General features: G+C 38.4%; 13 protein-coding genes. 3 read left to right on the top strand and 10 right to left on the bottom strand.

What is annotated here, in order from left to right; genetic code table 11:
- The first annotated feature begins 39 nt into the window (after positions 1-39).
- Both IGJ46_RS00480 and IGJ46_RS00475 read left to right on the top strand, forming a co-directional pair.
- On the top strand, positions 40-519 hold the full coding sequence (locus IGJ46_RS00480) for an arginine repressor (RefSeq protein ID WP_002356125.1): 480 nt from the start codon (positions 40-42) through the stop codon (positions 517-519).
- Positions 520-649: 130 nt separating this feature from the next.
- Positions 650-1,600, top strand: a complete 951-nt coding sequence (locus tag IGJ46_RS00475) for an alpha/beta hydrolase (RefSeq protein WP_002387471.1) — start codon at positions 650-652, stop codon at positions 1,598-1,600.
- Positions 1,601-1,636: 36 nt separating this feature from the next.
- Here the strand turns inward: IGJ46_RS00475 and serS are convergent, their stop codons facing one another.
- The 4 genes from serS to IGJ46_RS00455 are packed head-to-tail and all read right to left on the bottom strand — an operon-like array spanning position 1,637 to position 5,631.
- The gene (gene serS / locus IGJ46_RS00470; protein ID WP_002356123.1) at positions 1,637-2,908 is read right to left on the bottom strand and encodes a serine--tRNA ligase; all 1,272 of its coding nucleotides are present in this window, start codon (positions 2,906-2,908) and stop codon (positions 1,637-1,639) included.
- Between the two features lie 26 nt (positions 2,909-2,934).
- Positions 2,935-3,828: an L-serine ammonia-lyase, iron-sulfur-dependent, subunit alpha gene (gene sdaAA, locus IGJ46_RS00465; RefSeq protein WP_002356122.1), complete on the bottom strand. Its 894-nt coding sequence runs from the start codon at positions 3,826-3,828 to the stop codon at positions 2,935-2,937.
- 14 nt (positions 3,829-3,842) lie between these two features.
- On the bottom strand, positions 3,843-4,538 hold the full coding sequence (sdaAB, locus tag IGJ46_RS00460; RefSeq protein WP_002392236.1) for an L-serine ammonia-lyase, iron-sulfur-dependent subunit beta: 696 nt from the start codon (positions 4,536-4,538) through the stop codon (positions 3,843-3,845).
- On the bottom strand, positions 4,525-5,631 hold the full coding sequence (locus tag IGJ46_RS00455; RefSeq protein WP_002383466.1) for a PTS sugar transporter subunit IIC: 1,107 nt from the start codon (positions 5,629-5,631) through the stop codon (positions 4,525-4,527). The genes sdaAB and IGJ46_RS00455 overlap by 14 nt, the downstream gene beginning before the upstream one ends.
- Before the next feature lie 316 nt (positions 5,632-5,947).
- On the opposite strand from IGJ46_RS00455, the gene IGJ46_RS00450 reads away from it, so the two are divergent.
- Entirely contained in the window at positions 5,948-6,568 is a 621-nt protein-coding gene (locus IGJ46_RS00450; protein ID WP_002383467.1) for a helix-turn-helix transcriptional regulator, read from the top strand.
- 58 nt (positions 6,569-6,626) lie between these two features.
- Here IGJ46_RS00450 and IGJ46_RS00445 read toward each other — a convergent pair whose 3' ends face one another.
- From IGJ46_RS00445 to IGJ46_RS00420, 6 genes are all read right to left on the bottom strand, one after another.
- Positions 6,627-7,412 (bottom strand): lipoprotein, encoded by a 786-nt coding sequence (locus IGJ46_RS00445; protein WP_002356118.1) that lies wholly within the window; start codon positions 7,410-7,412, stop codon positions 6,627-6,629.
- A 155-nt stretch (positions 7,413-7,567) separates the two neighbouring features.
- Positions 7,568-8,329 carry a formate/nitrite transporter family protein gene (locus tag IGJ46_RS00440; protein WP_002389593.1) on the bottom strand — a complete coding sequence of 254 codons (762 nt, stop codon included), beginning with the start codon at positions 8,327-8,329 and terminating at the stop codon, positions 7,568-7,570.
- 176 nt (positions 8,330-8,505) lie between these two features.
- Complete coding sequence (locus tag IGJ46_RS00435) at positions 8,506-11,628, bottom strand: glycosyl hydrolase family 28-related protein (protein ID WP_218391362.1); 3,123 nt, start codon at positions 11,626-11,628, stop codon at positions 8,506-8,508.
- Positions 11,625-11,864 (bottom strand): hypothetical protein, encoded by a 240-nt coding sequence (locus IGJ46_RS00430; RefSeq protein WP_002356115.1) that lies wholly within the window; start codon positions 11,862-11,864, stop codon positions 11,625-11,627. The genes IGJ46_RS00435 and IGJ46_RS00430 overlap by 4 nt, the downstream gene beginning before the upstream one ends.
- A gap of 344 nt (positions 11,865-12,208) precedes the next feature.
- Entirely contained in the window at positions 12,209-13,714 is a 1,506-nt protein-coding gene (locus tag IGJ46_RS00425) for a helix-turn-helix domain-containing protein (RefSeq protein ID WP_002356114.1), read from the bottom strand.
- 81 nt (positions 13,715-13,795) lie between these two features.
- The gene (locus IGJ46_RS00420; RefSeq protein WP_002403367.1) at positions 13,796-14,710 is read right to left on the bottom strand and encodes a diacylglycerol/lipid kinase family protein; all 915 of its coding nucleotides are present in this window, start codon (positions 14,708-14,710) and stop codon (positions 13,796-13,798) included.
- Between the last annotated feature and the right edge of the window lie 308 nt (positions 14,711-15,018).

The following is a 15,018-nucleotide window of genomic DNA, read 5'->3' as shown; positions in this document are numbered from 1 at the left end:
GATGTTTTTTTGCATGATTAACTGAACTGGAGGAAAGTAATGAACCGATTAAAACGCCAAACGATGATTAAGCGATTGGTCACAGAAAATGAAATCCATACACAAAGTGAATTACTAGCATTATTGGAAAAAGAAAATATTCACACCACACAAGCAACTATTTCTCGTGACATTCGTGAGCTGAATTTAAACAAAGTAGACAATGGTCAAGGAGAAGCCTATTATCGTATCTTGAATAATTCTGCCCTTCGTCCAAAATATAAAACAGATGAAGAACGTCTTGTTGACATTATTATTGAAACTGGTGTTTCTTTAACACAAATAGAGTTCACAAATCTTTTAACCGTCTTACCTGGCAACGGGCAAGCCATTGGGGTTTTAATTGATCGCATACGTATCCACAACCCTCATATCTTGGGCTGCATCGCTGGGGATGATACCATCTTAATTCTTTCAAAAAATAAAGAAGATGCCCTTGAAGTTAACAACTATTTCCAGCAGTATTTGTACCACCCATAATTCATCACTTAGTAAAATCGACTATTTTTTGACATCATTGCTATTTTTATTAAAGATAAATAAAAAAAGGCGTCTCAGTGAAAGCTGAGGCGTTTTCTCATGAGTTTTTCTTTTGAACACCGTCTTTTTTTTGTATAATAATCAAAAAGCAAAGAAAGGGTTTCTTATGACTGAACAATTCATACTCACTTCAAACGATCAACAAACTCAGCTCAATGTACGTCATTGGCCCTGTCCTTCACCCAAAGCCGTAGTTCAATTGATTCACGGCATGGCAGAGCATATCCAACGTTATGATGAATTTGCTCGTTTTTTAAATCAATTAGGATTTACCGTAATTGGTCATGATCATCTAGGTCATGGCGAATCTGTACAACCAAACGCACCGATCTATGGTTTTTTTGGAGAACAAGGGCCTGAAAATGTCGTTACAGATATTCATCAAGTGAAACAATGGGCTGTGAATCGATATCCACAATTGCCCTATTTTATGATGGGTCACAGCATGGGGTCTTTCGCCTTGCGCAACTATCTGCAAGACTATCCTGTGACTGTGCAAGGAGTCATTTTCATGGGCACTGGAACAAGTCCGTTACCTTTAACCGCAGCATTGCCTTTTATTAAAAAAATGGCCGAGAAACAGCCGAAAAAACCAGCTCCGTTCATTGATAAGCTGGCATTTGGTTCTTTTAGCAAAAAATTTCCTGAAGCAAGTTCCTTTAATTGGCTTTCTAAAAATCAAGCCAATGTGGCTGACTATGAAAATGACCCATTAATGGGCTTCGTATTTACCAACAATGGTTTTGCTACCCTTTTTTCGCTTGTTAAACGAGCCAATCAAAGGAATTGGTACCAAGCGATCCCAAAAGAATTACCTATTTTAATCATTAGTGGCGCTGAAGACCCAGTTGGTGATTTCAGCAAGGGGCCAGCGAAAATTCAAAAGCAATTAAAGCATGCAGGTTTTCAGCACGTGACGTTACGACTATTTCCCACATTGCGTCATGAAATTTTATTAGAAACGGAAAAAGCTACAGTTTTTCAAGAAATTGGGCATTGGTTAACGGATTTAACGAATTAAAAAAGAAGGTTGATGTTGTGACATCAACCTTCTTTTTTAATCTATTTTCGTTAAACCGCCCATATAAGGACGTAGAACTTCTGGAATCGTTACGGTGCCATCTTCATTTTGATAATTTTCCAAAATGGCAGCCACTGTTCGACCAACAGCAAGTCCTGACCCATTAAGAGTATGGGCATATTGAACATGACCCGTTTTATCACGATAACGAATCAACGCCCGACGTGCTTGGAAGTCTTCACAGTTTGAACAAGAACTAATTTCTCGATACGTTTTCTGTGCCGGAATCCAAACTTCTAAATCATAGGTTTTCGCTGCCGAGAAGCCCATGTCACCTGTCGAAAGAGTAATCACTCGATAAGGGAGGCCCAATTTTTCTAAAATGTCTCCAGCATTGTTGGTCATTTTTTCTAATTCTTCATAGGAGTGTTCTGCATCACTAAATTTAACCATTTCTACTTTATGAAACTGGTGTAAACGAATTAATCCTCGGGTATCACGACCTGCACTACCCGCTTCCGAGCGAAAAGAAGGACTTAAAGCAGTAAAATAAATCGGTAACTCTTGCGCATCTAAAATTTCATTATTATAGTAGTTAGTTAACGGGACTTCCGCTGTGGGGATCAGCGTCAAATCACTTTCTGCAACTTGGAAGACATCTTCTTTGAACTTAGGAAACTGACCAGTGCCAAACATTGCTTTGCTATTGACCAAATAAGGAGGAATCACCTCGGTATAACCATGTTCATTAACATGTTGATCTAACATAAAATTATAGACCGCTCGTTCTAAACGAGCCCCTAAGCCTTTGTAATAAAGAAAACGGCTACCAGATACTTTCGCGCCTCTTTCAAAATCTAAAATTCCTAAGGCTTCACCGATTTCCCAATGTGGTTTCGGTTCAAATGAAAAAGTTTTCGGCGTACTCCACCGCCGAACTTCTACGTTGGCGGCTTCGTCTGCGCCAACAGGCACGCTCTCATGAGGTAAGTTAGGCAGACGTTCTGCAATTGCTGTGCATTGTTCTTGCAAATGAACAACTTCTTGGTCTAAAACTTTAATTTGCTCGCTAACTTCTTGCATATTTAGCAACTGTTGTGAAGCATCTTTTTGTGCACGCTTTAATTGTGCAATTTCTCCTGATACCTGATTACGGTGTTTTTTCAGTTCTTCAACTTTAACAAGTAACGCTCTTCGTTCTTCATCTAAAGCCAAAAAGCGTAATAAAACTTCCTCGTCCACACCACGTGTTTTTAACTTTTTCTGCACTACTTCTACATTTTGGCGAATTTTTTTCATATCCAGCATCTTATTTCCCTCTTCATGATTAAATTTTAAACAATGGTGAATTTTACTTTTTCAAAAATTTCATTCTTCATTCGTTGGCCAGTCGCTGTGCCAGCTAAGCCACCTAAACCCGTTTCTCTCAATTCTCGTGGTAATTGACGGCCAACTTTATTCATGGCTTCCACCACTTCATCTGCTGGTATTTTATTTACAATTCCAGCTAAAGCCATATCTGCAGCGATTAACGCATTGCCTGCACCTACTGTATTTCGTTTGACACAAGGAATTTCGACTAACCCAGCCACTGGGTCACAAACTAAACCTAATAAATTCCCTAAAGCCATAGCAAAAGCTTCAGAAGATTGGCGTGGTGTTCCGCCAGCCGCTTCAACAGCTGCAGCGGCGGCCATCGCTGAAGCACTGCCTACTTCGGCTTGACATCCACCAACAGCACCAGCAATCATCGCATTGTTGGCTGTGACCATCCCAAATAAAGAACTGGTAAACAAGAAACGAATTTGTTGATCACGCGTTAAATTCAAGGTATTTTTAATCGCTGTTAAAACCCCTGGTAAGGTGCCACTTGCACCAGCAGTTGGCGTTGCGCAAACAACGCCCATTGCTGCATTGACTTCATTAGTACCTAGTGCGGCTTGAACTGCAGACATCATTAAATCACCTGATAACGTTTTGCCAGCTGCGCGGTATTTTTTTAAACGAGCCGCATCACCGCCCGTTAACCCAGTAGGAGAAAAAACGCCTGCTCCTTCTTGCGAGCGTTTGACAGCAGCATCCATAACATCCAAATTTTGACCCATCTGTGTCCAAATTTCTTCATAGCTTTTTTGGCTACGCTCCATTTCTTGCTCAATCATCAAATCAGAGATTTTTTTTCCTGTTTTTTCAGCTTTATCGATAAATTCTTCAATCGAAAGGTACATATGTCAAACTCCTATCATAATAAGATTATTTTCGATGTGTCATCTAGTGAAAACAGTTGTTCTTTCACCGAGGAAATTGGTGCCGAATCTAAGTCAAAGATGAATAAAATTTGATCCCCTTCCACATAACGAGACACCGCATTCACTTGAATATTATTTTTTTGTAACGTATCTTTAAAAGCTTGCATCGCCTGCTCTTCTTGATTAATGACTAACAAAATAGGTAAAGGACCATGTAGTTGGACATTGAAACCGTCTAATTCAATGTATTTCACCTCGATAGTGCCGCCACCTACAGAAATTCCTGTTAAATGAATTTCGTGCGTTGCATCACTGAGTGTCACACATGCTGTATTAGCATGCTTCACTGGACTTTCTTCACTCATTTCTAAAAATTGAATCTCGATTCCTTGTTCTTCCGCAAGTTCAATGGATTGTGTTACGTTGGCATCATCTGCTGCTAGTCCAAGAATTCCGCCAATAATTGCAAAATCAGTTCCATGTCCTTTATGCGTGTCTGCAAAAGATTCATAGTATTTAATCACAATTTTTTCTGGCGTTCCGCCGAATAACTTTCTTGCCGCTAAGCCAATTGCTAAGGCCCCAGCTGTATGCGAACTAGAAGGACCAATCATAATAGGACCGATAATGTCAAAACAACTTTTGTAGTTCATTACTTTGTTCACTTTTTTAGGTTTATTGATGGCCATAGCTGTGTTCATACGTAACTCCTCCTTTGGTTTTTACTGCTTCTTTTTCTTTTTCACTGGTTACTTCCGTCGTTCCTTCAAATTCTGGTGTATTATCCACCGCTTCAATTCTGTAACGTTTAAAGACCAGCGCACCTAAAAATCCAAACATCAGACTGACCACTGTGATAATCGCTACTGCTAGTAAAGTCGTTTGAATGGCATTGTTACCTAATGTCACAAGTAAACCAGCCCACGGTGTTGCCATTCCTGTCACAGGTACTTTTAAGCCAAAGAAAGTCACTACAATACCACTAACCATTCCTGAAAATAAATTCGTTGCGTAAATAGGTATTGGATTGGAGCTGATGATATCGACTTGTGTTAATGGCTCAATTGCCACAGCTAACGGAGTTGAAGCTGTGCCTAGTTTTAACTTTTTAAATAGCGCCGCATTGACAATGGAACTGCCGTAACAAGTCAACGCACCGACAGCCATTGGTACACCAGTCAAACCAATCAAGGCAGTTAAAACCATTGAACTTAACGGTGTCATACCAACAATCGGGATAATAGCACCTAAAATTGCGCCCATCACATATGGATTGCCATCTACTGCACTTAAAATCGTGCCCCCAATAACTTCTAGGACACCTAATACAACGGGTTGAATAAAACCAGCAACTAACGAAGCAGCGACTGGAATGACTAAAATAACGACTAATAAGTCAATCCCTTCTGGAATACGTTTTTGCATCTGCTCAACAACAAAAGATAAAAGATATGCGGTAATAAAGGCTGGTAACAAGCTGACTTTAATCAATGACAGACCTAAAATAATTGAAAAAACTGGACTAATCCCGAAAGCGAGCGGCACAAGAGCTCCAGCTGCTAAACCACCTAGACTACCCATTGTTTCACCAATTTGCGACACATAATCTAAATGAAAAACGCCGCCTACTGCATACCGCAAAAATGCCTCTGGTAGAAAGGTGGCACAAGCTGCACCAGACAAAGCACTTAAAGATTTTTTCCCTCGCGGTGCTTTAAAAGAGAATAGGGACATGCCACATAAAACTAAGACTAACATCAAGATTCCTGATAACGTTTTCATTTCTTTGCCTCCAACTATATTTTTTTATAACGGATGGTACTCCTGAATAAAATTTTTATTGCTCAACAAGTGAAAGAATGAGCGAGCATTCCGATGAACTAAAGTACAATGAGTAATAAAAATTTCATTCCACATTCAGAGTATACGACTAAACAAAAGTTTAGTCAATGTATTTTTTTAACGTAAAGAATCTTATTGCTTTTCCATTAAAAAAGTATTACACTAAAATTAATTTCAGTGTAGGGGAGGATATCACTTGGAGTCATATTTACGTTTAAGTGAAGTAGATAAACAAATCTTACATTCACATGCCTTAATGCTTGATGGATTAGGGAACTTCTTTGGTAGTACCCATGAAGTCATTCTTCATAGTTTAGAAAATTTGGAAAGTTCAGCTATCAAAGTCATCAATGGCCATTTCAGTAACCGCAAGGAAGGTGCCCCCATTACTGATATGGCGTTAAAAATGTTAAGTCAAGTAGAGTCGGAACATGATTACGCTGTGAAACCCTACTACAATAAAAATCAAAAAGGGGTTATTTTAAAATCTTCCACCATTCCAGTTATCGGTGAAAATGATCGTATTATTGGATTGATCTGTATCAATATGCATTTAGAAATGCCATTAATTGATTACTTGCAAGACTTATTACCTTCAGGACAACAAAATGATATGTCCCAAGAGCTTAAAAATTCTGAACATTTTTCTGACAATATTGACGAATTAATCACTACTTCACTGACAAAAGTAAAACAAGCAGTAGAAAGCGATCCAAATGTATCACATTTGAATCAAAATAAAGAAATTGTTATTCGTTTATATGATCAAGGAATTTTTAATCTCAAAGATTCTGTCATAAAGATTGCCGATCGATTAGGTATTTCAAAAAATACCATCTATTTACATATCCGCAATCATAAAAAAGAAGAAGCTTAAAACATCAAAGCCACCAACGCTAACTAGCGTTGGTGGCTTTGATCACTTCTCTTCTATTTTAATTTGGTAAATCAAACAAGTAAGGTGTCCCTATTTCTCCATTTAACGTAACGTCTAAGCGATTTTTTGTGCCGGGAACTAAATTACTGGCTGTGAAATTTCCTTGGGCATCCGCAGTAAAACTTGCTAAAATCACCCGCGCATCATCTGCACGTGACACTAAAATAGTTGCATTCGGTGCTGTTTTACCAGAAATTGTCCCTTGTTTCGGATCAATCGTAATATTGCTAAAAGAAAGCGCTGCTTCTTGTCCTGAACTTGGAATATCAATTTGGACAGGTGCACTATTCCGTTGATCAACGGTTGCGATTAATTGAGTAGTCGCTCCCGCTCTGGGACTAATTACTGTAAAATTGCCATTGGCATCCGCATAAAAAACACCTGCTTGTGCAGAAGCATCACCGACTACCGTTGCTGTAATGGTTGCATTAGGTAATGTAGTACCATTAATTTCATTTCTTTCAGGATTGAAAACAACATTGGTAATTGTAATGTTTGTATCAGGTGCTTGGTTTTGAGGGACTTCATTCGTTTCATCAGTTCCTGCAGAAGGCTGCGTGGCATTTTCTGACGGATTTTCCCCTGTCACATTAGAATTTTGACCCGTGACAGACGAATGACTACTTTTCATTTCTTGTTGGCTAGAGGATTTCTGCGTGGCTTTCTTTGTTTCTTGCTTTGGCTTAGAATCATTTGTGCTTGCTGTTTTTTTGTTTCCACATCCTGCTAGACTTAAAGACAATACACTGAACGTTAACATACTGAACAAAGCAATTTTTTTCATTTTTCGTTACCTCCAGAAATCTTTTTGTAACATTAATGTAACATTGTTTTAAAAATCTAGCAATAATTTTTCAACCGTTTTCCTTTTTGTTTAAAAAGAAAAAACCTGCACAAAGGCATTTAGCCTTTGTGTAGGTTTTTATCTGCTAAATGGATTTAATGTTTGCGATAGCTTAAATAGTAAAAGCCAGAAACAAAAATGGCACCACCAATGATATTACCTAAATAAACAAAAATAAAATTACGGAAAAAGTCTCCCCACTGAACGCCGCCTTCAAAAATTGCGGCTGGAATGATGAATGCATTCGCCACACTATGCTGAAAGCCAATTGCAACAAAAATCATTACTGGAAACCAGATGCCTAATAGTTTCCCCGCTGCATCTTTCGCACCATAACAAAGCCATAAGGCCAGACCTACGAACCAGTTACAGCCAATACCTGAAATAATTGCTTGAAGCCAAGTTGCTGCAACTTTATGTTCTGCAAGAGAAAGAACCTGATTTAAATAGGCGCCGCTACTGGTTAAACCTAAATAATGACCAAAAAAATAGGCAACAAATAGGGCGCCAACCATATTTGCCAATGTAATTGTGACCCAGTTCACGAGTAATTCTCTGAAAGAGACCTTTTTAGCAAACCAAGCCGTACTCACTGCCATCATATTTCCTGTGATTAACTCACCACCAGCCATTAAAATAACAATTAGACCAATTGGGAAAACCGCAGCTCCCACTAAAGCTTGAACACTGGCTAAATCTGCTGGAATAGAGGCGGAAACACGCACATAAGCCAAATAGCCGAGGGAAATCATAGCCCCGCCGATAAATCCTAAAATGAGTTTTGCTACCAAAGGCTTTTGAATTTTTTTCTGACCATTTTCAATACTAATACTTAAAATTTCATCTGGTGTATACAAACATTTCACTTCCTTTGTTTTTTGTCCTCCTTTACTTTACCCTTATATCACAGAAATTCAAGTACTTTTGTGTATTTTTTCACTAAAAACTGTAGTTCTTTTAATTTTATATGAAAACATCCTGAAACAAGTCCTATTTCTTGTTTCAGGATGTTTACTTATCCGTTTTTAAAGAGTTATCTTTTCACTTTAAAACAATAGGTTGCTATGGCTAACGATAAAAAGCTCAGGCCTAGGAAGCTCCCAACTGCTGAAGATTGTTCCCCTGTTTTGGGGAATTTTTTCTTGGCAATTTTGGTCGTATTATCCGCTTTTTTGACTGTTCCTGACGATTCTTTATTTGTCTGTATCTGTTTAGTTGCTTGGTTTTCTGCTACTGATTCCTTTGTTTGACTAGCCTTGGCAGAGGGCTTTGAATTACTTTGAGCGTCATTAGGATCTTGATTAGACTCTACCGCGTAAATGACAGAATTCTGGCCTTTGTTTTGGCTGCTTTCGTTTACAGTGCTTGGGGTGCTACTCTCACTTGTATTGTTGGTTGCGCTGGTCGTACTTGAAGTACTGCTTTCGCTGGTACTACTGGTTTTACTGGTTGTACTTGGTGTGTTGCTTTCATTTGTATTGCTTGTTTCACTTGTCGTACTTGAGGTACTACTTTCGCTGGTTGTGCTTGGCGTGTTGCTTTCACTCGTACTACTGCTCTCACTTGTCGTGCTTGGCGTGCTGCTTTCGCTGGTACTACTGCTTTCACTTGTCGTGCTTGAGGTACTACTTTCGCTGGTATTACTACTCTCACTTGTCGTGCTTGGCGTGCTGCTTTCGCTGGTACTACTGCTTTCACTTGTCGTGCTTGAGGTGCTGCTTTCGCTTGTACTACTGCTCTCACTTGTCATGCTTGGCGTGCTGCTTTCGCTGGTACTACTGCTTTCACTTGTCGTGCTTGAGGTGCTGCTTTCGCTTGTACTACTGCTTTCATTTGTCGTGCTTGGCGTGCTGCTTTCGCTGGTATTACTGGTTTCACTGGTTGTGCTTGAGGTGCTGCTTTCGCTTGTGTTACTAGTTGTCTCTGTTGATTTTTCAACTAACAGAAGTAACGCCGTTTTTATGGTTTGTGTTAATTGGTTAATACGCTTTTGTGCATCTGCAGGCGTTTTAAAGCCACCAAGTGTTGGCTCTAATAATTCTTCATCTGACCAAGCAAGCAGTTGTTGTAACTGCTTAGAGCTTCCTTCGCCAGTTGTTGTATCTATTAAGGCTTCTTGCATGGCTTGCCAAGAGTCTTTGGTATATACAGATTCGTCTAATTTATGAACGCTTGCAAGTTCATTTTCTGCTTCTGTACGCTCTAGCGTGATATCGGCTTTTTTGACTAATACTTTCATTGCAGATTGCAAATTACTTGTTAACTGATCCACTTGTTCTTGAGTTTTGTCCCCACTCACCTGACCTTCTGCTAACAATTGTGTCGCCTGCTGATAATAGGAAGGAACAATCGTTTTAGGCCCAATGGCAGTGAATAGCTGCCAAGAGTAAACTGTATATTGGTTTGCTTCACCAATCGAAGCATAAACGGTTTGTAACTGGGACAAATCAAGCTTTTTTGCAGGGGCCTCTACCGTCACCGGTACGTTCACTGTTACCAATGACCCTGTTTCATAAGTTAATTGAACAGTCACTTTTTGTTGGCCGATTTCATTTAAGACCTCTGGATTGACGATTTTAGCGGCTGGGACTGCTTCATCCGCGTCATTTGTATTAGCAACCAGTTGCTGCGGATCGATTGATTGTCCTTGCACAATCGTTGTAGTCACAGGGGTTGCTAAAGTATTTCTAACCGGAATTGGCGTATTTTTATATTGCTCATAAAGCGTTGGTGAAATTAATGATTCCCATGTTGCTGGCATTAAGCGATAGTCCGCCTCTGTCCAATTTTCTACCAATAATTGGCCGTTTTTAAGGCCATCATCTCGAGTATTGTCTTTCACAAAACTCGTTTCTGGTCGGAAACCACCGCCACTAGCGATTAACAATTCCCGACGTCGGTTTTGCGGAATATTGTGGTAGTTAACAAACTGATTGTTGATAAATACGCCATTGAACACATTGTTATTTCCTGTATGTCGATTGTATTCCATCCCAATTGCATATTGATTATCCCAGTATTTCCAGTCAAAAATGTTATTAGCCACTAACCAGTTGGATAATTCTGAAATAGCCCCCTCCGCTTGTGTTTCTGCCAAACCAATCTCTGGTGTTCCATACATAATGAGGCCTGTATTTCGCAAATAATTATTCATAATCGTAATATTACGGCCTGATTTAAACTTAAATCCGCCAGCTGGACCATTTTGTAGTCCACGTAAGTGATTCCCCACCACCGTGATATTTTGGGCACCACGGAAATAAATCGCATGATCGCCACCTAAGCCGTTTAAGTTTTCATTGTCATAGGGTGAATAGAAAAAATTATGTTGGACAGTTACATCCTTCAACATATTAAAAGAATTAACCCCGGTGGATAGATAATTTTGTTCATTAGGTACTGAAATAGCACCTGCTTCAATGGCTGTTTGTAAACGTGTAATAGTTGCTGCTAAGTCTGAACGACTGGTGCTTTTAATCGCATCTAATTCCGTCACTTTTAACCCAAATAAATTGTCCACGATGTCTACATCTGACATATACTGGAAGCGACTTGGTGTTGAATAACCACCAATGTAAATCGCTCGGTTAAAATCAATCCCTGGCTGCATATGTGCTGTGTCTCGCATGAAAATATTACCTGAAATTTTAACGCCAATATCTGCATTTAAATTGACCACGAATCCTTTTAATGGATTATAAAAGATATTGTTTGCTAGCGTTAATTGATTCGTCAATTTTAAGGTCACATTGATGCCGTCAAAAGCAATATTTTGAAGTCGTACATTGGTTTTCGTCCCGTACGTTGTGTCTGTTAGTTGAATCGGTGTACCTGTAGCATTATGTAAAATAGTGGCTCCTGTTGTATCGCCAATTAATTGATAATTTGAAGAAATCGCAATATCTTTTGACAGAGCATAACTTCCCTGTGGTAAAAATAATGCCCGTCCTTCCTTTGCTGTCTGACTCAGTAATGTCTGTAACTTCTCTGTTTGATCCTCTGTGCTATTAGGTACCATCGCTTGCGCACCAAAAATTGTTGCATCTGTTGCATCAACTGGTTCAGCCGCTTCAGTCACCATTGGTAGACCAACCACCGTCAATAAACCAAATAGAAGAATAAGTATTGTTTTCTTCATGTGTTTTCCTCTTTTCATTCCGTTACTTCCAACGGCTTATTTTGTAAAAGTTGATACAGCGTAATAACACGACTGTCTTCGTATGCATAAATTTTTTTAAATTTTGGATTCATATGTAAGATACTTGTTACCTTTAACAAGTTTTGATTTGTGACTTCTAATTCTAAGGCCTCAACCAATTCCTTTAATCGAACACCGGCACTATTTTCTTCACAACTTAAGATTTCTTCAATTTGTTCCATCCGTTTTTTCATTCTATCCCGCCTTCCTTCCCTTGCTCTTTCTATTATATAGAAAAATTCTTGTGAGAACCCTCAATATTTTTTAACTGACTGTTAAAAAAAGTAGTAGTTCCTTTACTATCAATAGCTAATCATCTATTATTTACGATAAAAAAAGCAAAAAAAGTACCTTTTTGACATAATTTTCAGAAGAATTGACGCAGTATTTATTAAAAAACAACGAGAAAACGTCAATAAGTAGGTGTTGATTACCTACTTATTGACGTTTTCTTCTTGTCTTTTTTTACTTTTTAGAAAAAATTTTTTACAATTTATCGGACATATACCTCAAAAAAGCCCATTTTTTTGATTTTTTATTAAAGTGACGTGGTTCTTTTCTCGTTAATTTTTACTATTTTTTGGTTCAAACGATTATATTGCTCAAACGTTAACTCACTTGAAAGTAAAAAGATCTCTGGATGGCCCGTTTCTACATCTGCCAAAGAAGTCACTAATAGTAAATCAATATTTTGCCATTCTTCTTTGCTTGCTTCACTGTATCGTAAGACTTCCAATGCATAAAACCGACGAAAATTATTTTCAATCGAAAGTTTCACCCGTTCTTCTTCCAGTACTGGCAAGCCTGATTTTAACCCTAAAACAATTTTTTGTTCACGATGAATTAAATCATTAGAAAGCGCCAAAACACTAGAATAACGCAAAGCCAAAAATTCTTTATTTGTAAATAATTCATTGCCTGTTTGTTCGTAAAGTTGATTTAAGCCTTGGCTTAATTCTTCTAAAAGAACTGGATATTTTTCTTTAACTTTATTCCAAAAGACATTGTACATTTTCACATTTTGGACATAGTAAAGTTCGGCAAATAAATGTGTAGCAAACAAATAATAAAAAATTTGCGGACGAATTTTCTCCAATTGCGGCGTCATGTGTATTTCTTCTAATAAGAAATGTTGGACTAAATGAGTCAACATGTAAACAGGCGCTTCAGTCTCATCAAAATGCGCTAAAATTGCTTGTGCAGTGGCTTCATCTTGATAAAATTGGTCATTGGCTAACAAGAAAAAGTACACAAAAGTTAAATCGTTTTTGTTAAGGAAAAGGGTTGTAGCTGTCATCTCTTCTATAAAGGCTTGGTAATGTTTATTACCTTCTAAATAAGTTTCTTGCTCGGCTGAAGGTCGATATTCGGCGCCTTGCGCACTCCGGACTTTTGAGATAGCGACCATATATTTAACTCGGCGTGTCACCGTTTCCGCAACTTCTACGTTGAAAAAAGCCATCATTTTTTGGACGGTTTGTGCGACTTCCGTTTCTTGTATATAGTCAAAAGGCCAAGTATCACGGATTAAGTCCATAAAAATAGTGTAAGCAAAATGGCGCAAATACGCTTCATTGCCTTCAATTTTCCAGGTGCTTTTATTAATCACTAACCCCAATGGCGCTAAAATTTCTGTAAACCCTTTGAGCAAGCGCCGAATCGTGGCATCACTGGTATGATATTTTGCTGTCGCTGGCACAATTCCATTAAATCGACCCCAGAATAAATCTTCCATTACTTGATAAGTTAAACTATCCCGAAAAATTGCTGTATAAAGTTTCTGGAACGCTTGGCTAGACGCCAAGTTCAAGCGATAACCATGCCCCTTTTCAAAAGCCAAAGAAGCATCATTATCCACAGCATAATACGTAATGTCATCTTTTAGAAGTTCTACGTATTTTTTGACTGATTTTTTGTTTAATTGTAATTCTTCTGCTAACTCATTGATGTCAATCCAGCCTTCATTAATTGGCAAGTTTCTTAAAATAATAATTTTAGAAACGACATCTGTATCGAATATATCAACATATTCATCCCATTTCACTGTTCACTCAACTGCCTCTCTTCTGTTCTATTGTACACAAAATGAGAAATCTATTCCACGAAAAAATAACAGTTGTTTCTTTTATTCTTTCGTAGATGTGGACGTTTCAGGAACAAACACGTTGAGTCCCCCAGCTTCCACCGTTACTTTAATCGGTAAATTATCAGTAGGGTCGCCATCTGTTCGTGTTTGGACTTTCTTGTCTTTTTCGCCACTAATTTTAAATTGACTCCCAGAGAAATACACGACACCAGGAATTTCATTTAATTGTCCTCTGATAATTTTAGGTAAATAATAGACAAACTTGTAAAAAACTAACTTAGGTAAAATGATAATGTGGACTTCGCCGTCATCTGGCGTGGCATTGGCATCGAAATTGGTAAAGCCGCCAGCAGAATTCGTCATGGTCATCGTTAATAATTGGGCTTTGCCATGCCAACGTCTTTCATCGCCATCAATTTTTAGTTTGTATTTTTTCTTTTTCATTAATAAGCGGAAAAATTGCTTTGTAAAGGCTAAAGGACCATATTTTTGTTTCTCCTGTTGGGTCACATTTGCTGCTGTATCTGCTAATAGTCCAATCGTTAAGGTCGAAATCATCACATCTTGATTTACCATCCCAAAATCAACTGGCGTGGTCTGTCCTGCCAAAATGGTCTCAAAGGCGTCTTCTTCTTTCAAAGGAATACTTAACACACGCGCAAAATTATTGACTGTTCCACCTGGAATAATCCCTATTTGATAGTCACGAATGGTGTCTTTAAAATTTTGAACGGCATGATGAATGGTCCCGTCACCACCAATGACGACCAAGACACCCACTTGATTTTCTTTGGCATTTTTCCGCATTTCTTCAGGATCGATGTCTGGATTGGAAGGTTGCAAAATAACCGCTTCCCCTCTCGCTTCTGCAGCTTTTTTAAAGCGTTCTGCAATCTCTTTACTTTCACTACTTCCTGAAGTTTCGTTGTATAAAACCATCATCTTTTTCATCATTCTATCCTCATATCTCTAACTAAATTTCTTGCACATGTAAAGTGTACAATATTTTAGCCAAAATACCTAAAGATAGCATCGAAAAACAAAGGCTTAGGCACAAGCGATTATCTCCAAGAACCCAGTAAGTTCTGTTCAAAGGCTAAACTGAGATGAAGGGTTACCTAAGAATATCAATAAGAAGGAGCTACTTTTGTTCAGTTGATTAGCTTAAGATGAAAAAAGAGGTCGGTACAGAACCGTTTAGCTCCGAGAAATAAGAAGAAATTTCCGAAAATTGCTCTTTAATTTTTGGAGAATTTCGGCTT

Source organism: Enterococcus sp. AZ120, assembly GCF_050546165.1.
In the GTDB taxonomy this organism is placed as follows: domain Bacteria; phylum Bacillota; class Bacilli; order Lactobacillales; family Enterococcaceae; genus Enterococcus; species Enterococcus faecalis.
This window is presented reverse-complemented; position numbering and strand designations above follow the sequence as displayed.